Below are 20128 nucleotides of genomic sequence, written 5' to 3' on the forward strand. Positions count from 1 at the left end.
ATGCTTGTCCGAAGGTACCCAAACCAACAGCAAACTGACTTCCGAAGAAGCGGTGAAAGCTGCCAGCTCTGAACTGTATTCCGACATTCTCGTGCGAGCATGCAGGAACGGATGGCGGTATCCGCGCAGCTACATCGAAAATGGATTCAGGCGCCACCTGGCGGAGCTGAAACTGCAGCTTGTCGATCAGGGTTACAGTTTCGTACCCAACATGACCGCGAATGATCTGCCCGTCCGAGGACCGATATCTGAGACCAAACGCCGTCTGGTTGGCTCGCGCCAATTCAGCTGTTCCCACCCATACTGGCGCGATGAATGACTCCACGCGACGGTGTGCAATCTGACAGCCTGATTTCCGGCGGTTCTCCCNCACCCATACTGGCGCGATGAATGACTCCACGCGACGGTGTGCAATCTGACAGCCTGATTTCCGGCGGTTCTCCCTAGGTTGGAAGGAGGCGTTGACGAATGGCAGGTTGTTATTCGAGGAGGAGTGACACTCCTCCTGGAGCTGTAAACAACGTCATGGAATGACCGCTCTTCGGCTGCGTGGCTCCACAAGCTGCCGATCCGCTACCGGCCCTGTTCCAGCCGTCAAGGTGCCGGCCGGTAAGAGCGCCCGCTAAACTTGGTCGTCAAAGCAGCGTATTCGTCAGTTGACAAGGCAAACTTCGCNGCCGGCCGGTAAGAGCGCCCGCTAAACTTGGTCGTCAAAGCAGCGTATTCGTCAGTTGACAAGGCAAACTTCGCTCGATGACCGTGAACTCGAACGGCAGCTTACCGACGAGCGCTTCCTAGAAGCAGACCGTCCGGATACGGCTCCGAAGCTGCCGGACCGCTTTGCGGGTCATCTCAGTCGTAAAGTTGCATTTTCGTTGCCGGGAAGCAGACATTTTCTGCAAGGCGCTTCGAAGGGTTGGATAGGCTAGGCTCACGCGGACCTAGACCAGGCGAAGTTTATCTCGAGCGATCTGCCACGCCGATTCGACATGTCGCCGTGCCGCCGCTTCCGCTTCATCGGGCTTGCGCGCCCTTATCGCATCCATGATCTCATTCATCTCGGTGATCGCCGCTTCGCGCCGGTTGGTCGAGACGATGGTCATCGAACGAAGCTGGTTGATGCGGACATTCAGCCCGGAGACGATTTCCCAGGCGACACGCTTGTCGGCGGCCTCGAACAGCGCCTCGTAGAATTTGGTCGTCGCCCGCATCACCGCAGGCGGCGTCGCCGACGCCCACGCATCGAACAAATCCGCCAGCGCCCCTTCGAGCCTTGCCAACTGCTCGCCGGTGGCCGACAGGGCACAGGCTCGGGCCGCGATGCCTTCAAGCAGAGCCCGAAGCTCGTAGATCTCGTCGGTACGGCCGAGGTCCGGCCTGGCGACGGCCGGCCCATGCCCAGGGATCATCTGCACGAGCCCCTCTGCCTCCAGCTGCCGCAGAACCTCACGCACGACGGAACGGCTGACGCCGAGCTGGTCGCAAAGCGGCCGTTCGACGAGCCTTTCGCCAGGCTGGAAATGGAAATCCATGATCGCTTCGCGCATGCGCTCCAGCGCCAGCGTCCTCAAGGTCTTGGCGCTGCGGTCGATGCGAAGGTTGTCGTCTGGCATGTATGCCTCCTGCGCCCTACCAAAACAGATTCGACGCCCGGTTGACAAGGTACTTGGCGCTCCATATCATGGTATACCATAAGATGACAGCGGGATTGGACGTTCCGAGGCATCACCTACCCGAGGAAATCCAATGCAGACCGCCATCCGTAAGATCGTGACCTATACCGAGAACACGCTGATCGAAGGCGGCAAGGCCACCCCCCGGCCGCTGCGCCTTATCGGCGTCGCCGCGGTGCTGACCAATCCCTGGGCCGGTCGCGGCTTCACCGACGATCTGTCGCCCCAAATCCGAGCCTGTGCGCCGGTGCTGGGGGAGATCCTGACCCGCGAGATCGTTGCCGTCGCCGGTTCCGGCGAGGCTATCGAGGGCTATGGCAAGGCCGCCATCTGCGGTACGTCGGGCGAGATCGAGCATGCGTCGGCGCTGATCCACACACTCCATTTCGGCAATCATTATCGGCGTGCCGTCGGCGCCAAGACCTATCTTGCCTTCACCAATCTGCGCGGCGGGCCAAACACGCCGATCATGATCCCGCTAATGGATAAGAATGACGAGGGACGGCGCTCGCATTACCTGACCGTGCATTTCCAGATCGGCGATGCGCCGGCGCCGGACGAACTGGTGGTCGCGCTTGGCGCTTCGATCGGCGGTCGCCCGCATCACCGCATCGGCGACCGCTATCAGGACCTCAAGGAGCTTGGGGACGTGCATGGCTGATGCTTCCGCATGGGCTCGACAGGGCACGGCGCCCGACGGCACCGGCTTCATCCGGGCCGGTGTCGGTGCCCCAGTGCTGTTCATCCATGGTGTCGGCATGAACGCTGCGATCTGGCAGCCGCAGCTCGAGCGCATGGCTGGCCGCTTCGACGCGATCGCCATCGACATGCTCGGCCATGGTCAGTCGCCGCTGCCACCGCAAGATCCGGAACTGGCCGATTATGCCGACCAAGCCATTCGCCTCCTCGACCATCTCGGCCTCGACAAGGTATCCGTCGTCGGCCACTCGATGGGTGCACTCGTTGCTCAGGAACTCGCGCTGCGCGCACCGGAGCGCGTCCGCCGCATCGTTTCACTGAATGCCGTGTTCCGGCGTACACCTGAACTGGCCGAAGCCGTTCGCCAGCGCGCGGTGGCGCTCAACGGCCGCAGCGATACGGCCGGCACGGCACGGACCATCGCCCGCTGGTTCGGCGATCCGGTGCCGGTCGAGTTGGAAGCGGCAGCGCAGAAGACGGCATCCGCACTGAGCGCGGTCGACCCGGAAGGCTATGCCCGCACCTATCGCCTGTTCACTCGTGCCGACGGCGATCATGCTGATCGCCTGCCGACGCTGGCCGTGCCGGCCCTGTTCATGACCGGCTCCGAGGACAGGAACTCTTCACCGGCAATGTCAGCCGCGATGGCACGCCTGGCGCCGCATGGCCGCTGCACGGTACTGCCGGGTGAGAAGCACATGATGGCGGTCGCGGCACCGGACCTCACCACGCGCTGCATCGTTGACTTCCTCACCGAGGACGAAGCGACCGAACAAGACGGCCCTGCGCAAGCGAATACCGGGTTCGACAGCGGCGAATTCCGCCGTGCGCTTGGCTCCTTCCTCACCGGCGTCACCATCGTCACCACGATCGGCCCCGAAGGCGAGCCGCGCGGCTTCACCGCCAACTCCTTCACCTCGGTCTCGCTCGATCCGCCGCTGGTGCTGGTCTGCATCGCACACAAGGCGCTTGGCCATCCCGTCTTCGCGACATCGAAGAGCTTCGCCATCAACGTTCTCAACGAGGGTCAAAAGGCAGCGTCCGGCATCTTCGCCTCGAAAGTGGCCGACAAGTTCGCCGCCGTTGCCTGGCGGCCGGGACGGACCGGCAGCCCTGTGCTGGACGGCTCCGTCGCGTCCTTCGACTGTGACATGGAGCGACTGGTCGAGGCCGGCGATCATTCGATCCTCATTGGGCGCGTCCGCGATTTCCAGCACAATTCCTCGCAGCCGCTCGGCTATTGCCGCGGCGCCTATGTCGCACCCGGCCTCAGCCAGGACGCGCTCGCCGCAACCCAACCCGGCACCGATGTTGGCGCCATCCTCGAAAATGGCGGCCGGATCCTGTTCGTGGAAACCGCGGACGGTTTTGAACTGCCGCGTGGCCGGGGATTGGGCTCGGCGGGCGATGGCAATAGCCTCCGAGGGTTGCTTGTGGCAAAGGCCATTGAGGCTCAGCTCGGCTTCCTTTTCGCCGTCTGGGACGATGCCGGAACTGTTTCACGCACGCATGTCTACTATCGCGGCACGTTCGACGTGCCCGCTTCCAGCGATCGCGGCATCCGGCTGATCGAGATCGACGCGATCGAAGGATTGAAGATCGCCGATCCGGCCATCCGCTCGATGCTCGCGCGCTATGTCAGGGAATGCTCGGTGGATGCATTCGGTGTCTATGTCGGCAACAATGTCGAAGGCGAGGTCCGGCCGCTCGCCAGCGCCGGCGCTTCCGCCGTCAATACAGGTGACCAGCGATGAAATTCTCGCTCTTCGTGCACATGGAACGATCGGACCTGGCCAAGCCGCATTCCGAGCTTGTGACCGAGCTAGAAGAACTGGTCCTGCTGGCCGAGCAGGCAGGGTTCGAGACCGCCTGGATCGGCGAGCATCACGGCATGGAATTCACCATCTCGCCGAACCCCTTCATCAACATCGCCTATCTCGCCGCCAAGACCAGCCGCATCCGCCTCGGTACCGGAACCGTGATCGCGCCCTTCTGGCACCCGATCAAGCTTGCCGGCGAAGCCGCGATGGCCGACGTAATCAGCGGCGGCCGGCTCGACATCGGCATCGCGCGCGGCGCCTACAGCTATGAATATCAGCGCATCTTTCCAGGCCTCGACGCCTGGGGGGCCGGCCAGCGCATGCGCGAGATCATACCGGCGATCCGCGGCCTCTGGGACGGCGACTTCGAACTCTCCGGCGAGTTCTGGCAATTCCCGGCCACCACCTCCTCGCCCAAGCCGCTGCAGAAACCCTACCCGCCGATCTGGGTGGCGGCCCGCGACCCGAATTCGCATGATTTCGCCGTCGCCAATGGCTGCAAGGTCCAGGTGACGCCGCTGGCTTCCGGCGATCACGAGGTGACCAGCCTGATGCAGCGCTTTAACGGCGCCTGCACCGCGCATCCCGAGATCGAAAGACCGGAAATCATGCTTTTGATGCACACCTTCGTCGCCGAAGACGCGACCGATGCCGATCGCCTCACCCAGGACCTGTCGACTTTCTACTGCCAGTTCGGCGCCTGGTTCCAGAACAAGAAGCCGGTGCATCAAGGCATATTGGAGCCGCTGACGGCGGATGAGATCGCCGCCATGCCGCAATACGCGCCGGACAAGATCAGGCAGAACCTGGTAATTGGCGAGGCTGATGAGGTCATCGCCCGGCTGAAGGCTTATGAGGCGCTCGGCTACGACCAGTATTCGATCTGGATCGACAGCGGCCTTTCGCACCAGCGCAAGATGAAATCGCTGCAATTGTTCATCGACCGGGTGATGCCGGCCTTCCTCTGATCGCGAGCCCATGACCGACGCTGTTTTCAGGAACTTCATCGACGGCCGCTTCGACGAGCCGTCCGCCACGTTCGACAGCGTCGACCCATCGGCCGGGACGGCCTGGGCCAGGATGCCGGCGGCGAGCGAAGCCGATGTCGACCGTGCCGTCGGGGCGGCGCACCGCGCACTGCGCTCAGACCTATGGCGAAGGATGACTGCGACAGCGCGTGGAAAACTGCTGGTCAAGCTCGGCGACCTCGTCGCCGCCAATGTCGGGCGCCTTGCAGAACTCGAGACGCGCGACACCGGCAAGATCATCCGCGAAACCCGCGCCCAGATCGCCTATGTCGGCGACTACTACCGCTATTATGGCGGGCTTGCCGACAAGCATGAAGGCACGCATGTGCCTGTTGACAAGGCGGATCTCGACGTCACCATACGCAGCGAACCGATCGGCGTCGTTGCCGCGGTGGTGCCGTGGAATTCGCAGCTCTTCCTCTCGGCCGTCAAGCTCGGCCCGGCGCTCGCCGCCGGCTGCACCATCGTGCTCAAGGCCTCCGAAGATGGGCCGGCGCCGCTGCTTGCCTTTGCCGAATTGGTTCATGAGGCCGGCTTTCCAGCCGGTGTCGTCAACATCCTCACCGGCTTTGGCCATGATTGCGGCCGGCGCCTGACCAGCCATCCGCTGGTTTCGCGCGTCGCCTTCACCGGCGGTCCGTCGACGGCGCGCGCCGTCGTCAGGAACACGGCGGAAAACCTTGCCTACACCACGCTCGAACTCGGTGGCAAAAGCCCGGTCGTCGTCTTTGCCGACGCCGACCTCGACAGTGCCGCCAATGCGGTGGTCGCCGGCATTTTCGCGGCGACCGGCCAGAGCTGCGTCGCCGGCTCGCGGCTGCTGGTTGAACGTTCGGTGAAGGATGAATTCCTCGCTCGCCTGAAGCGCAAGGCCGAGGCGATTCGCATCGGCGATCCGCAGGATCCGGCGACCGAAATGGGTCCGCTCGCCACGCTGCGGCAGCGCGACTGGATCGAGAAGGTTGTCGCGGAAAGCCTCACCGCGGGCGGCATGCTGGTCACCGGTGGAACACGGCCAGTCGGCAGCGGCTTCTACTACGCACCGACCATCATCGATGCCGGCGGCAGCGACCTGCCCTGCGTGCGGGAGGAATTGTTCGGACCGGTGCTCAGCGTGCTTGCCTTCGACAGCGAAGCGCAGGCGCTGGCACTCGCCAATGACACTCCGTTCGGCCTGGCTTCCGGCGTGTTCACCAGCAATCTCGGCAAGGCGCATCGCATGGCGCGCGACATCCATGCCGGCGTTGTCTGGGTCAACACCTATCGCGCCGTATCGCCGCTCGTTCCGTTCGGCGGCTACGGTCTGTCGGGCCTCGGCCGCGAAGGNCCTCGGACGAGCCGATCCCCGATCCCTTCGTCATGCGCTGAGTTGCGCAGGACGCAGGTGCACTGAGAAAAACAAGAACAGACCAACAGAGGAGAATGACAATGAAATTGATTTTGACCGGCCTGCTGGCCGGACTGCTCGCGGCGACAGCCGCCAAGGCCGATGAGATGGCGTTCACCAGCTGGGGCGGCACCACGCAGGAGGCGCAGACCAAGTCCTGGGCCGCCCCCTTCGAGGCCAGCTCCAGCATCAAGGTTTTGCAGGATGGACCGACCGACTACGGCAAGCTCAAGGCCATGGTCGACGCCGGCAACGTCACCTGGGATGTCGTCGACGTGGAGATGGATTTCGCCATCAAGGCCGCCAAGGACGGACTGCTCGAGCCGATCGACTATGCGGTCGTGCCCAAGACCGATCTCGACCCGCGCTTCAGCAATGAGCATGCCGTCGGCAGCTTCTACTATTCCTTCGTGCTCGCCTGGAACAAGGGCGCGGTCGCGAGCGAACCGGCCGGCTGGGCCGACATGTTCGACACCAAGAAGTTTCCCGGCAAGCGGACCTTCTACAAATGGTCGGCGCCGGGCGTGATCGAGATCGCTCTGCTGGCCGACGGCGTGCCGGCGGACAAGCTCTATCCGCTCGACCTCGCCCGTGCCTTCAAGAAGCTCGACACCATCAAGTCCGACATCGTCTGGTGGGGCGGCGGCGCCGAGTCGCAGCAGTTGATCGCCTCCGGCGAGGCCGCCTTCGGGCAATTGTGGAACGGGCGCGTCTTCGCCCTTCAGCAGGACGGCACCGATGTCGGCGTCTCCTGGAACCAGAACCTCACCGCCGCCGACGTGCTCGTCGTGCCGAAGGGTACCAAGAACAAGGCCAGCGCGATGAAGTTCCTTGCCGCCGCCACCAGCCCGACCGGCCAAGCGAAATTCGCCGAAGCAAGCGGCTATGCGCCCATCAACACCAAGGCCAAGGCGGAGATGCCGGCCGATTCCGTCAAGGCCCTGCCAGATGCCCATGTCGAGGGCCAGATCAACCTGGACATGAACTACTGGGCCGAGCATCGCGACGAGATCGCGACGCGCTGGTATGCCTGGCAGACCAAGTAACACCGTTGCAGACCGACGGGGCGCGGCTTGCGCGCCCCGTTTCGAGACAGGACCGCTCGATGCAAGGAAATTCTCCTAGACGCGGCTCGATCGTCGGCCTGCCGACCGGCAGTGGCAGCGCCTTGCCGGCCCTGTTCCTGGTCGGGCTGTTCTTTATCGTGCCGGTGGTCGCCCTGCTGCTGCGCAGCGTCACCGATCCCGAACCGGGCTTACAGAACTACGCGGCGCTGTTCGGCAGCGGCACCTATGTGCGGGTGTTCCTCAACACCTTTCTGGTTGCATCGGTCGTAACCGCCGTCACCATCCTGGTGGCGTTCCCCGTCGCCTGGATGCTGGCGATCATGCCGCCCGCCCTGGGCTCGATCGTCTTCGGCATCATCATCCTGTCTATGTGGACGAACCTTCTTACCCGCACCTATGCGTGGATGGTGCTGCTGCAGCGCACCGGTGTCATTAACCGGGCACTGATGGGCCTGGGCATCATTCACGAACCGCTGCCGCTCATCAACAATCTGGCCGGCGTCACCATCGGCATGGTCTACATCATGCTGCCCTTCATGATCCTGCCGCTGGTCGGCACACTGAGGTCGATAGACCCGATGACGCTGCGCGCGGCAGCCCTTTGCGGCGCAAGCGCGTTCGAGGCCTTCCGCCGCATCCTCTTGCCGCTGTCGCTTCCCGGCGTCGCTGCTGGCGGCCTGATGGTGTTCGTCATGTCGCTTGGCTACTTCGTCACCCCGGCCCTGCTCGGTGGCACATCGAACATGATGCTGGCCGAGATGATCGCCCAGACGGTGCAGTCGCTGCTCAACTGGGGGCTCGGCAGTGCGGCCGCCTTTGTCCTGCTTGCCGTCACCATGGCGCTCTACGCGATCCAGTTTCGCCTGGTTGGGGCCAGGCGCGCCGGGGGAGGGACCTGACATGCTGCTCGACTATGAACGGCTCGGATGGCTGCGGATGGTGCTTGGCGGCTTCACGGCGGCCGTCACGGCTTTCCTGCTGCTGCCGGTGGTCTTCATCGTGCTCCTGTCATTCGGCTCGTCGCGCTGGCTGGCCTTTCCGCCACCCGGCTGGACGCTGAAATGGTATCAGCAATTACTGGGCGACCCGACCTGGATCGATGCCGCTCTGACCAGTGCCCGAATTGCCGCCATGGCCGCTATCCTCGCCGTCATCATCGGCCTGTTCGCCTCCTTCAGCCTGGTCAGGGGTGAGTTTCGCGGACGCCAGGTCCTGCGCGGCTTGCTGTTGACGCCGATGGTGCTGCCGGTGGTCGTTTTCGCCATCGCCATCTACGCCTTCTTCCTGCGCATCGGCCTTGCCGGCACCACGGTCGGCTTCGTCATCGCCCACACCATCTTGGCGCTGCCTTTCGCCATCATTCCGATCACGGCCGCGCTCGAGGGTTTTGACAAATCCATCGAGGACGCGGCCATCGTCTGCGGCGCCAGCCCGCTGCAGGCGAGGCTTAGGATCACCTTGCCGTCGATCAGGATCGGCATCTTCTCGGCGGCGATCTTCTCTTTCCTGGCCTCATGGGACGAGGTCGTGGTGGCGATCTTCATGGCGAGCCCGAGCTTGCAAACCTTGCCGGTGAAAATCTGGGGCAGCCTGCGCGCCGACCTCAGCCCGGTCGTCGCCGCCGCCTCCAGCCTGCTTGTCGGCTTGACCTTGTGCCTGATGATCGTGACCGCACTCCTTCGCAGAAAATTGACCAGATGATCCCTCCCTTCCTGTCCATACGCGCAGTAAGAAAGACGTTCGGTGCCTTCGTCGCCGTCCACGACGTCACCGTCGATGTGCCCAAGGGCGAGTTCCTGACGTTCCTCGGCCCGTCGGGCTCCGGCAAGTCGACCACGCTGTACGCCATCGCCGGTTTCCAGGATCCGAGCTCGGGCGATGTGCTCCTGGAGGACAGATCGCTGCTTTCGGTGCCGTCGCACAAGCGCAACATCGGCATGGTGTTCCAGCGCTACACCCTTTTTCCGCATCTGAGCGTCGCCGAGAACGTCGCCTTTCCGCTGCGCGTGCGCCGCCGGCCCGACGGTGAGGTCAAGCGCAAGGTTGCCGACATGCTGGCGCTGGTGCGCCTCGAAAACTTCGCCGACCGCCATCCGGGCGCGCTGTCTGGCGGCCAGCAGCAGCGCGTGGCGCTTGCACGCGCGCTGGCCTACGACCCACCGATCCTCTTGATGGACGAACCGCTGTCGGCACTCGACAAGAAGTTGCGCCAGGAGATCCAGGCCGAGATCCGCCGCATCCACCGCGAGACAGGCGTCACGATCCTCTATGTCACGCATGACCAGGAGGAGGCGCTGCATCTTTCGGATCGCATCGCTCTGTTCAGGGAAGGCCGTATCGAACAGATCGGCACCGGTGAGGATCTTTACCTCCGGCCGGCGAGCGAGTTTGTCGCCGGCTTCATCGGCAACTCGAATTTCCTGCCGGCCGAGCATCTGCTAACCGCAGGTGGCGCGTCGACGGTCCGCCTGGCCGACGGCTCGATCGTGACCGGCGTAAAGACGACAACATCCTTTGGTCAAGGTCAAAAGGTGCGCCTGATGGTACGCCCCGAAGCCTTCCGCCTGACGCCCGGGCCAGCGAGCGCAGCACTCGGCGTCGAGATCGTCGATACCGCCTTCTTCGGCGACCGCCGGCGCATCGTGGCGCGCACGGCGGCCGGAGAAGATATCGACGTCAGGCCAACCTCCGATGCAGAGGAAGCGGACAGCGCCATCGCACCGGGTCAACGCATTTTCTTCGATCCTGCCTCGGCATTCCTGTTCCCTGGCTAGGGCTTGGATTGCGCCCTGTCAGGTCGATTCCATTGCGGCATGAAAGTCCGCTTGTGAAAATTCGTGCTTAGAAGCTGACAGTCCCCTTTCGGCCCCTTTTCAGTCGTTCAATGTCACCTGTGCGGATGGCCGCACCTAGTGCAAAAAGCAAGCGGGACGTCGGCGATGAGATTTAGACGATCGCTCGAAGCTGCGCGTTGTTCGCTATTGCCGTTTGGCCAAGCGCACGCCAGCGCCACCGCCGTTTTCCGAAATGAACTCGATGCCCGCCCTTTCCAGGGCACCACGGATCGCATTCCGATTTGCTATTGTGATTGGAGGGACGCCATCCGCAGCTTCTGCGCGCCTAACTGTGGCTACTCCCACGCTCGCCGCATCGGCCAAATCTTCGGCACTCCAACGTATTAATCCTCGCGCTCCTCTGATCTGGGCGCCCATAATTTCTTTCATATCATCTAATTTCAAGTTGATCACTTATGGCTCATGTGATATGAAATAGCTCACATAGTTTTTCTGCTTCCAAAGTTTCATAGGAGCAGGGGCTCACATTTGGACTCGGCTGAGGACGTGCGTCGGGGAGTCATCCCAGCCTGACCACAACCAAGCTTCAGGAAACTCGGATCATGGCTGATTCCGACAATACCACGACTTTGCCTCTCGTCACCCGCCGGAGGGTAGTTGTGGCGGTTGCAGCTGCGAGAACCTGTCCTTCCGCCAACGGGACATTCAAGCCTGAGGATCTAAGAGCCGAACACCTTCACCCTTTTGACCAGCGGATAAGAATTCGACACCCGCCTTTATCAGGGCCGCCTCAATGGCCTGCAAAGTGCTGATCCGGGAATCTACCTTGCCGTTTTCCAACCGGGTCAGAGCGTTCAGCGACACGATTGCCTTGTCCGCAAGCTCCTGCTGCGACCAACCAAGCAAAGCTCGTGCGGCTCGAATCTGTCGTGGACTGACCATGAGGCCACAATCGGCAGGCAGATTTTCTTTGCCACCAATAGGGTCATTTTGCACCCCATAAGGTATATAAAATGGCGAGTCGACCTGCAGATCACATCGGTGCGGAGAGCCCGGCGCGTGGCGACAGACTCTCTGTCCGGCTGACTAATGGAGGATCGAAAGGCCTTGTTGAAACCGCAACGCTCAGTCCTCCTTCGGACGGGGCCGAAGCCGAAGATCGAAAGCGACCCGCATCCCGCCGATCAGCATGTCGGCAGGCAGATTGCGACGGTTCGCGTCCAATCGGACGTATCGCAAGCCCAGCTTGCCCGATCCATCGGCATCAGTTTCCAGCAGCTGCAGAAATACGAGAACGCGCGCAATCGCGTGAGCGCGTCGATGCTCTACGAGATCGCCAGTTCGCTCGGCGTTCCTGTCGGCCGCTTCTTTGAAGGCCTGCCGGGAAACGATGAAACCCGCGTCGAGGCGCGGCCCCTGCCGGTCGATGAGCGCCTGGATTTCATTGCCAGCGCGGAGGGTCGGCGACTGATTGAAGGGCTAGTGAAACTTCCGCCGCGTGTGCGCGGTCGCGTCTCGTCCCTGATCGCGGCGTTAGGAGAAGAACTGGCCCAGCTAGACACAAAGGCAGATAGCGAGACGGGCGGCGAGTCCCCGCCGGCGGAATGCAAGACGGTGTGAGCGGTCGGTCGGGCCGTCAGCCGAATTTTCGTGCAGCGGGCAGGGCGATGCGGCCGCAAGTCGGGGACACTTCGATTTCGACGCCGAACGCCCGCGATCGGGTCGCGAATCCCTCGAGGATGTCTCGCGCCGCGCTTCCAGCGACGGCGACGGGTACCAATCTGCCCGTTGCTGATCCGAGAGACTGAGCTTTCGCGCCGATCACGACGGGCAGGAGGTCTATTCCTGCGAGGTTTCCGCTCCCATCATAGCGGCAGGCCGCGACGATGCTTTGCCAGACTTCCGGTGGATCCCATTCGGTTTCCTTCGGGTGGACGTGGAAAAGGAAATTTCCGAGGCCGTAGAAGATCGGCGAGCCATTGTAGATTTCCACTGCCTGCAGCACCGGAGCACCGTGGCTGACGAACAGGTTGGCGCCGGCGTCGATGCACATCCTGGCAAAGGCCTGCACCCAGCGCGGCACGTTCTGCCAACCTGGTTCCCAATGATGGTGGTGCAGATAGGCAATGACGAAATCGCCTTGTGCCGCGGCGTGCCGGATGGCGGACAGATGGATGGCTGCGCTCTGCTGGTCGACTTCGATGAGGCGGCCGAAATCGGCGGCTTGCGTGAACACGGTGCCGTAGAAATTGATCTCCTTGCCGGCTGCCACCTCTACCGGGTCCTCCGGTTGCGCATAGTTGGCCAGTTCAAACGGGGAGCTTTGCAAATGGGCGCCCAGCCTTGCCAGTCTGCTGAAATGTCCGTCCGGCACCCCCATCTTGCGAACGGTGCTCAGGCGATTGACGCCCGGCCGAGCCGGCCGGAAGGCCGTACGGTCTTCGGCATACATGTTGGTCGGGCCAGGGCCTGCATCCATCGCAAGAAGTGCGACCTCGCGCGCGCCCAGCTGGCGGCGGCCCGGTTTCCTCGCATCCGTCTCGTCGGCCCCGATGCCGGCATGGAGGAAGCCCCGCGCTTCCACCTCCTCCAGCGTCGACAGGATGCCGCCAACGCCGAGATCGAAGGCGTGGTTGTTTGCGAGCGCAAGCGCGTTGAAACCGTTCGCCTGCAATGCGTCGAGCACTTCAGCCCTGGAATATCCGAAGTATTTGCCCTTGGTCGGCCACCCGCCGTGCTTGCCCAGGATCGTCGACTCGAAGTTGGTGAAGACGACGTCGCCTTGTCGCAGGAAGTCCGTAACCGCGATGAAGCGTTCGTCTTTGATGTCACGGATATCGTGCTTGATCAGGGATTGGCCGGTAACGACCGCGCAGAACTGGTCTTTCATGGGGCTCGCCTTGAAGGAGGGGAGGGCGCTGGCATTCCGGCCGGCGCCACGTCAATGTCGAAGTCGGTTGCTGCCTATTGCGCGACTGCAGGCGAGATATCGCTTTTGAACCATTTCAGGCTCAGCGCCTTGATCGTCCCATCCTTGGTGGCCGCGTCGATGGCCGCGTTGAACCTGGCGAGCAACTCCGTATCGTCTTTGCGCAGACCTGCGCCGACGCCCGGCCCCCAGAGCCCGCCATTCAGTTCAGGGCCGAAAAACACCACATCCGAGCCGGAAGGCGTCTCCAGAAAATCTCGCCACGTGAAATAGTCGGCCAGACCGCCGTCGATGCGACCTGCAGCAAGATCGAGCTTCATGTTGTCCTGGCTGTCATAACTGCGGATGGTCACGACATCGCCCAGCATTTCCTTCACCACTGCTTCCGAATTCGACGAGCGCAGGGCCCCGATCGCCCTGCCGGCGAGTGTCGATCTGAGGCGCTCGATGGTCGCCTTTTCCTTGTCGCCGATGGTCGAAAGGTTGACCTTCTGCTTGATGTCGCCGGCGTCGAGGCCCAGGTCCTTGCGCACAACGAACTGGTTGAAGCCGGTGGCGTAGGGGATCGAGAACGCGATCGACTGCTTGCGTTTTTCCGTGATCGCCATGCCGGACATGATGACGTCGAACTTGCCGACAAGCAGTGCCGGGATGATCCCGTCCCAATCCTGCGGGACGAAGGTACATTTGATCTCGATGCGACGGCACAGTTCCAGTCCGACATCGATATCGTAGCCATAGAGTTGACCGTTCGCGTCGGTGCTGTCCCAGGGAGGCGAGGCGCCTTCGGAGGCGATCGATATGACGCGCGCGCTTTCGGCGCCGGCGGGGAATGCCGACATCAGGGATGCGACAGAAACAGCAATAGCCAGGGGTATGCGCATGATGCACCTCTTCTTTGGTTTGTGATGGAGGGAGCCCAGAACCTGCGGCGTCAGGGCAGGGGCGTCGTGATCTCTGGATCAGGTAGGGCGGGGCGCAATCGCGCCTTTCGTCGACGCACCGGATGGCCGTCGCCCGAGAGCCATCGCTCCAGCAACTGGATCGCTTTCACCGCGATCGAGGTGAGCGATAGGTAGATCGCTCCGGCGACGACGAAGATCTCGTACGGCGCGAACGTGGTCGACACCATCTGTCTCGCCATCCCGGTGATCTCGAGAAGCGTCACGGTGCTGGCCAGGGACGAGCCCTTGATCATCCCGACGATCTCGTTGCCGTAGGCCGGGAGCGATATCCTGAAAGCGATCGGGAAGGTGACCAGGCGAGCGATCTGGAAGCGTTTCAAGCCCAGAGACGTGGCCGCCTCGGTGACACCCTTAGGCACGGACTGGAGACCACGGCACAGGATTTCGGTGGTGTGTGCCGCGCTGTTCAGCGAAAATGTCAGAAGGGCGCACCAAAAGGGGTCGCGCAGGATCACCCAGAAGATGCTGGCCCGCACCGCCTCGATCTGAGCGAGGCCGTAATAGAGCAGGAAGAGCTGAACAAGCATCGGCGTTCCGCGGATCACATAGGTGTATGAGAGCACTGCGAGCGAGAGGCCGGGGCGTCCGAAAGCGCGCATGAAGGCCAGCGGCACGGACAGAAGAAATCCGGCCGTCAGCGACAACACCGTCAGGATCAATGTAAGACCGATGCCCGAGGGCAAGACAACCAGTGCGTCAAATATCAAGCCGAGGTTCATGGGCCTTCCCTCCTACCGGCCGAGAGCCGGATAGCGCCGCTCAGTCAGCCGGATCGACAGCAACGTGACGGTGGTCAGCGACAGATAGAGAGCGGAGGCCGCAAGGTAGAAGGTCAATGGTGCGCGCAAGGATCCGGCCCCCACATACGCAACGCGCATGATGTCGGTCAGGCCGACGATCGAAACCAGTGCGGTATCCTTGAAGAGCGAAATCCAGAGATTGCCATAGGCAGGCAGCGCCAGCCGCAGCATCTGCGGACCGATGACGAACATCCAGCGCTGCCAGGCGTTCAGCCCAAGCGACTTTGCCGCTTCGGTTTGGCCCGCTGGCACTGCCGCAATCGCGCCGCGAAACACTTCGGTCGCATAACCGCTGAAAATGACCGAGAGCGCGATAACCCCTGCGGTGAATGCGTTCACCTCGACATACCGGCCGGCGATCTTGCTGGCGAGCGTGGTTCCGCCGAAGTAGATGAGCAGGATAACGAGAAGTTCTGGTACACCACGGACGACTGTGGTGTAGGCGGCCACGACCGCGTTGAGGCGCGGCTTTGCCGTGCCCTTCGAAATCGCCAAAAACAGCCCGAATGCCGTACCCAGGCAGCCGCTGACAAGAGCCAGGCTTATGGTCACGGTAAGTGCGACAACAAACTGAGTAGTAAAACCACCCATGGGGCGCTTTCCTCGGCTCGCAATTGCCGCAGGATACGCCGGTCTTTATTGCCGAGACCAAGCCATATAACCCAAGGTTGCGAGTTGTTATATTTCTAATGTGCAGTTAATTTGAGATACTGGCCAATTCTAACGCTTAAATTTACACACTCAATCTATAACTTTTATTATTTTATCTATAACGCGTCGTTATATACTGAGGCAGTTCGTTGCTCCCCAGGTTGGCGTTGTCTGCCGCCGGGTGGTTATCAGGGAAAGGCGCGCAGGGAATGGAGTTGTTGCAGAGCGACCTCAAGCTCCGTCAGCTGAAGGTCTTCCGGGAAGTGTTGCGGGCCGGTTCGACTAGGCGGGCGGCGGCTGCGCTCGGGATAAGCCAGCCGGCCGTCAGTCAACATGTGAAGCAGCTTGAGACCACGCTCGGCATCACACTCTTCAAGAGATCAGCCAACCGCATCGTCCCCTTGCAGGAAGCCTGGGAACTCCTGCGAAACGTAGAACTGGCCCTGACGTCGCTGGATCGCCTGGACGCGTCGATCTTCGCTATGAAGAACGAGGAAAAGCAGCGGATTGCGATTGCCGCGCCCTCTGTTTTCGGTTTCGTGACCTTGCCCAAGGTCGTGGCGATTATCCGCTCAAAGACCGCTTCGAATGTCCGGTCGATTTCTGGAAGCTACGAGCAGATCGGCGAACACATCCTGGCCGGCCGCGCCGATCTTGGAATTCGAGACTGCCTCTGGATCCAGGCTTGTTTGAATGGGCGCCGCTTGGGTCGGCACGAAACGTATGCATTTTTCATCCCGACCACCGCTTTTCAAAACAGACCTGTATCGAGGCGCAAGACCTGGCAGGCGAAACGATCGTCGATATCGATCCCCAGTTTGCCGCCCACCAGATGAACTTCAATGCCTTGCGCTTCGCCGGCGTTGAGCCGGACATACTGGTGGAATTCGATTGCAACGGTCACGAAGCCGGATACGTTTCGGCTGGCCTGGGCATTTCGATCACAAACGAGATCATCGCACGTGAGTACGCGGCGTTTCAGCTGGGAGTAAGGCCAGTGGAACCGTCCGCGCTCTATCACTACGTGGCGATTTGGCAGAGGGGAAGGACCTTTTCCAACGCCTTGAATGTATCGCTCGAGGCGATAATCACAGCGTTTTCGAAGACGCCGACGAGAGAGCAACAGTTTCTCCAGACGTCGTCCTAGCCGGCCATGGTTTATTTCGGTTGGGACGTGCCGCATAAGGCCCAACCGGGAGGCTTTCTGCGAAGTGGCGCGAATGGCTAGCCTGAACGGCCAAACTGATAGCGAGCGCTCCGCGAACGGCTGGATCGACGGCCCCTATCCGGCGCAGATGGTGCCGTTGGCCGTTCCCGAAGCGGTGCAGGAATTGGTGGCTTCCAGTCTAGAAGTCCAGTCTCGCCCAATGGGCGGCCCTACGCCGCCTTAAGCGCAGGCAATTGCGGGATTACGCTCACCAGGCAGGGTGCTGGTCTGGACTGGCACTGGCAATCCGAAAAGCGGACAGACCTCCCAGAGCGCCGGCAGCTTGTTGCAGAGCTTGCGCGCTCCACGCCGTCCTTTCATGGCGCGGCGAAGTTTCTGTGTCGCGCTCGCAGGGCACCAACTCGCCGCTCCCTGGATCCTTGGGGAGCGACGAGCGCGGGTTGCTACCGAACCTTCCGCCGTCGTTGAACTATGCTGGATGAGTCCAGCTACTCCAGATCGATTGCCCGCCGGCTCATGCTGGCGGGCTTTTTGCGTCAGCCGGGAACATTCCCGCTCCAAGGCAGTTCGGTCACACCCGGCTCGTTCTTCAGCGGTCCGGCCGGTGACCAAGATGCGTCCCTCACTCGTCATGGTCGGCCCGCGCAGCCTCGGAAGCCGGCGCGGGCCATCCATCACAAAGCCCGCTGATCCGACCGACGGGCTTCTTCAGTTTCACCACGCAAAGAAAGGCCCGGTCGTGAACTGACCCCATCGAAGTTGGACGGATCATTGAGTTGGTAGGTTTAATGGCTGGTTCCTGTATTGCACAGGGGCAAGCCCTTTCAAGCCCAGATTCCAATTTCCGGAACCATTCAGCGCCATGGATACACGCTCTGCGGGGTGGCTGATCAAGAGCCGATCTGCCCTCACATCATACTTGACGCATCCTCCCTGGGGGGATACCGGTGGGCATGTCCGAAGGCATCCATAGTTCTCATCCGGCTATCGTGAAGCGCTTAAAGCGCGCACAGGGGCATCTTGCATCCGTGCTTGGCATGTTCGAGGCGCAGCGATCCTGCCTGGACCTGGCGCAGCAACTCCATGCAGTGGAGAGCGCCATCAGCAGCGCAAAGCGAGAACTGATCCACGATCATATCGAACATTGTCTGATCGACACGGAAGCGGGAGGCAACTCGCTGGCAGAGCTCAAGCAACTGGCGAAATACCTATGACCAGTATCGGCGCACGCGTCTTGGATTGGTTCGGCTTCGGGTCACATGATCATGACGCGCATGCTCATGACGATGGCTCGCACGGCCATACGCACGGGGTCATCGACGCAACGATTGCAACCACTGACCGCGGCATCTGGGCCGTCAAATGGTCGTTCGTCATCTTGGCCATGACGGCGGCATTGCAGATGGCCGTGGTGTTGGTGTCACGCAGCGTGGCGCTGTTGGCCGATACGATCCACAACATAGGCGACACCACAACCGCCATTCCGCTCTGGATCGCATTCATGCTGGCACGACGCAAGCCGTCACGGACCTTCAGCTACGGCCTTGGCAGGGTAGAGGATCTGGCCGGTATCATTATCGTGCTGATCATTCTGTTCAGCGCCATCGTCGCCGGGTACCAGGCTATCGAGCGCCTGGTCAGTCCGCAGGCAGTGACTCATCTCGGTTGGCTGACCGCGGCGGGCATTGTCGGCTTCCTCGGGAATGAGGCCGTCGCGGTGTTTCGCATCCGTATCGGCAGGGAAATCAACAGTGCGGCGCTCGTCGCCGACGGCTACCATGCCCGCACCGACGGGCTTACCAGCCTTGCAGTGGTCATCGGCGCCATGGGCGTCTGGCTCGGATTTCCACTGGCCGACCCGATCATCGGGCTTCTCATCACGGTCGCTATATTCGGTATCGTCTGGCAATCGGCGCGCTCAGTGCTCACCCGCATGCTCGACGGCGTCGAGCCGGGCGTGATGGCCGAAATTCAGCATGCCGCTGCGCATGTGCAGGGTGCTCGCGTTGTCGACGCCAAGGCCCGCTGGATTGGCCACAAGTTGCATGCCGACATCGCTATTGCAGCCGACGGAACCTTGCCTCTCTCAGAGGCAAACAAGATCACGGCGGCGCTGGAGAACGAACTGTTCGAACACATGCCGGCGCTCGCAGCTGCCAACATCCGGTTTTCGACCGACCAAGGTGAGCACGAGCATCCGCACTCTCATGATCAGGGCGAACATCACGGCCACCAGCACTGACAACTGCCGGAAACCACTCGCTTTTGCCGGTCTCGGCTGATGTTCCAGGCGCTTGTCGAATTTCAGCGCTCCATATACCTGGCGCTCGCAGATCAGATAAAGCTGCTGTCAGTTGGCGGTGATTGGCTTGCGTTCCTTGCCTTTCTGCCGATGGGCCTCCTGTTCGGTGCGGCACATGCTCTGACGCCCGGCCACAGTAAGGCTGTCTTGGCGACTTACCTTGCAGGTTCGGATGCGAAGGTTTCGCGCGGCCTCCTGGTGTCGATTACGCTGTCCTTCACTCACGTGGCGACAGCGGTGCTGATCGCCGTATTCTCCCTGCCGCTCGTCTCGATTGCATTGGGCAGCGTTGGACGCGCACCACTGCTTGAGGGTGTGAGTCGCGGTCTGCTCGGGCTGATCGGCGTCTGGATGCTTTGGCGTTCGGTGAGCCACGGCCACCATCACAAGCATGAGGGCGAGGCCGTTGGAGTCATGGCCGGTTTGATTCCGTGCCCGCTGACCCTTTTTGTCATGACCTTCGCGATTTCCAGAGGGGTGCCGGGAGCTGGAATTCTGTTCGCAATCACCATGATGGTGGGCGTGGCCCTAACGCTGTCCAGCGTGGCGGTACTGTCGATCTTGTTTCGGGAGCGCCTGGTGCATTTTTTCGACAGCAGGCCACGGCTGTTCGATACCATATCGCGAGCAATCGAAGGCGCAGCGGGCCTTGCCCTCGCCAGCGTAGCGGTCTGGCAACTTACAGCCGGATAGAGCCACAGCTGTCCACAGACCCTCTCCTTTCTTAGGAAAAGGCGAAGAGAAGCTGCGGCACGCAAGGCTGCTGGATTCCGGGAGGATGATGCAAATGGCCATGCCTAAGAAAGATCAGGAACGCGCCACCTACGCCTGGATGTACGGCGCC

The 20128-nt window shown here is 61.8% G+C and carries 20 protein-coding genes and 2 pseudogenes; 15 read left to right on the forward strand and 7 right to left on the reverse strand.

Translation table 11 applies throughout. The annotated features are described in order from the left end of the window. Positions 1-319 (forward strand): hypothetical protein (locus X756_RS1000000169640; RefSeq protein ID WP_032999684.1); only part of this gene is annotated, 319 nt, incomplete at its 5' end. Positions 320-941: 622 nt separating this feature from the next. Here X756_RS1000000169640 and X756_RS137195 read toward each other — a convergent pair. Next, a complete protein-coding gene (locus X756_RS137195) occupies positions 942-1613 on the reverse strand; it encodes a GntR family transcriptional regulator (RefSeq protein ID WP_023716182.1) in 672 nt (223 codons plus the stop codon). A gap of 133 nt (positions 1614-1746) precedes the next feature. Here X756_RS137195 and X756_RS137190 point away from each other — a divergent pair, with 133 nt between their 5' ends. From X756_RS137190 to X756_RS137155, 8 genes are all read left to right on the forward strand, one after another. Further along, positions 1747-2334, forward strand: a complete 588-nt coding sequence (locus X756_RS137190; RefSeq protein ID WP_023716181.1) for an amino acid synthesis family protein — start codon at positions 1747-1749, stop codon at positions 2332-2334. Then, positions 2327-4126 carry an alpha/beta fold hydrolase gene (locus X756_RS137185; RefSeq protein ID WP_023716180.1) on the forward strand — a complete coding sequence of 600 codons (1800 nt, stop codon included), beginning with the start codon at positions 2327-2329 and terminating at the stop codon, positions 4124-4126. Before X756_RS137190 ends, X756_RS137185 begins: the two co-directional genes overlap by 8 nt. Further along, entirely contained in the window at positions 4123-5160 is a 1038-nt protein-coding gene (locus X756_RS137180) for an LLM class flavin-dependent oxidoreductase (protein WP_023697483.1), read from the forward strand. The genes X756_RS137185 and X756_RS137180 overlap by 4 nt, the downstream gene beginning before the upstream one ends. A gap of 10 nt (positions 5161-5170) precedes the next feature. Beyond that, positions 5171-6613, forward strand: coding sequence for an aldehyde dehydrogenase (locus X756_RS137175; RefSeq protein ID WP_023731778.1), 1443 nt, complete (start codon positions 5171-5173; stop codon positions 6611-6613). A 35-nt stretch (positions 6614-6648) separates the two neighbouring features. After that, positions 6649-7653, forward strand: a complete 1005-nt coding sequence (locus tag X756_RS137170) for an ABC transporter substrate-binding protein (RefSeq protein WP_023716178.1) — start codon at positions 6649-6651, stop codon at positions 7651-7653. Between the two features lie 59 nt (positions 7654-7712). Then, positions 7713-8573: an ABC transporter permease gene (locus tag X756_RS137165; RefSeq protein ID WP_023829979.1), complete on the forward strand. Its 861-nt coding sequence runs from the start codon at positions 7713-7715 to the stop codon at positions 8571-8573. Position 8574: 1 nt separating this feature from the next. After that, on the forward strand, positions 8575-9375 hold the full coding sequence (locus X756_RS137160; protein WP_023716176.1) for an ABC transporter permease: 801 nt from the start codon (positions 8575-8577) through the stop codon (positions 9373-9375). After that, a complete protein-coding gene (locus X756_RS137155) occupies positions 9372-10448 on the forward strand; it encodes an ABC transporter ATP-binding protein (RefSeq protein WP_023716175.1) in 1077 nt (358 codons plus the stop codon). Before X756_RS137160 ends, X756_RS137155 begins: the two co-directional genes overlap by 4 nt. 204 nt (positions 10449-10652) lie before the next feature. Here X756_RS137155 and X756_RS1000000170225 read toward each other — a convergent pair whose 3' ends face one another. Together X756_RS1000000170225 and X756_RS137150 are read right to left on the reverse strand one after the other, a co-directional pair. Continuing rightward, positions 10653-10898 (reverse strand): hypothetical protein, encoded by a 246-nt coding sequence (locus tag X756_RS1000000170225; RefSeq protein ID WP_023804518.1) that lies wholly within the window; start codon positions 10896-10898, stop codon positions 10653-10655. Between the two features lie 276 nt (positions 10899-11174). Beyond that, entirely contained in the window at positions 11175-11411 is a 237-nt protein-coding gene (locus X756_RS137150; RefSeq protein WP_023716174.1) for a helix-turn-helix domain-containing protein, read from the reverse strand. A gap of 165 nt (positions 11412-11576) precedes the next feature. On the opposite strand from X756_RS137150, the gene X756_RS0135935 reads away from it, so the two are divergent. Beyond that, positions 11577-12089, forward strand: coding sequence for a helix-turn-helix transcriptional regulator (locus tag X756_RS0135935; protein WP_245260152.1), 513 nt, complete (start codon positions 11577-11579; stop codon positions 12087-12089). Positions 12090-12105: 16 nt separating this feature from the next. Here the strand turns inward: X756_RS0135935 and X756_RS137145 are convergent, their stop codons facing one another. The 4 genes from X756_RS137145 to X756_RS137130 all read right to left on the reverse strand — a co-directional run bounded on the left by X756_RS137145 (position 12106) and on the right by X756_RS137130 (position 15754). Beyond that, complete coding sequence (locus X756_RS137145; protein ID WP_023731779.1) at positions 12106-13359, reverse strand: CapA family protein; 1254 nt, start codon at positions 13357-13359, stop codon at positions 12106-12108. 74 nt (positions 13360-13433) lie between these two features. After that, complete coding sequence (locus X756_RS137140) at positions 13434-14282, reverse strand: transporter substrate-binding domain-containing protein (RefSeq protein ID WP_023829978.1); 849 nt, start codon at positions 14280-14282, stop codon at positions 13434-13436. A 50-nt stretch (positions 14283-14332) separates the two neighbouring features. Beyond that, positions 14333-15082, reverse strand: coding sequence for an ABC transporter permease subunit (locus X756_RS137135; protein WP_023731781.1), 750 nt, complete (start codon positions 15080-15082; stop codon positions 14333-14335). A gap of 12 nt (positions 15083-15094) precedes the next feature. Then, positions 15095-15754, reverse strand: coding sequence for an ABC transporter permease subunit (locus X756_RS137130; protein ID WP_023683618.1), 660 nt, complete (start codon positions 15752-15754; stop codon positions 15095-15097). A gap of 269 nt (positions 15755-16023) precedes the next feature. Here X756_RS137130 and X756_RS1000000170680 point away from each other — a divergent pair. From X756_RS1000000170680 to X756_RS137115, 5 genes and pseudogenes are all read left to right on the forward strand, one after another. Further along, a pseudogene (locus X756_RS1000000170680) lies at positions 16024-16155 on the forward strand (LysR family transcriptional regulator); the annotation flags it as partial. Positions 16156-16499: 344 nt separating this feature from the next. Beyond that, positions 16500-16961: a LysR family transcriptional regulator substrate-binding protein gene (locus X756_RS1000000170685; RefSeq protein ID WP_245264599.1), complete on the forward strand. Its 462-nt coding sequence runs from the start codon at positions 16500-16502 to the stop codon at positions 16959-16961. A gap of 974 nt (positions 16962-17935) precedes the next feature. Then, positions 17936-18196, forward strand: a complete 261-nt coding sequence (locus X756_RS137125; RefSeq protein WP_023684828.1) for a metal-sensing transcriptional repressor — start codon at positions 17936-17938, stop codon at positions 18194-18196. A 5-nt stretch (positions 18197-18201) separates the two neighbouring features. After that, positions 18202-19158 (forward strand): annotated as a pseudogene (locus tag X756_RS137120) (cation diffusion facilitator family transporter); the annotation flags it as partial. Positions 19159-19263: 105 nt separating this feature from the next. Continuing rightward, entirely contained in the window at positions 19264-19977 is a 714-nt protein-coding gene (locus X756_RS137115; RefSeq protein ID WP_023684830.1) for an ABC transporter permease, read from the forward strand. Positions 19978-20128 lie beyond the last annotated feature (151 nt).

It is taken from the genome of Mesorhizobium sp. LNJC405B00 (assembly GCF_000502615.1).
Taxonomy (GTDB): domain Bacteria; phylum Pseudomonadota; class Alphaproteobacteria; order Rhizobiales; family Rhizobiaceae; genus Mesorhizobium.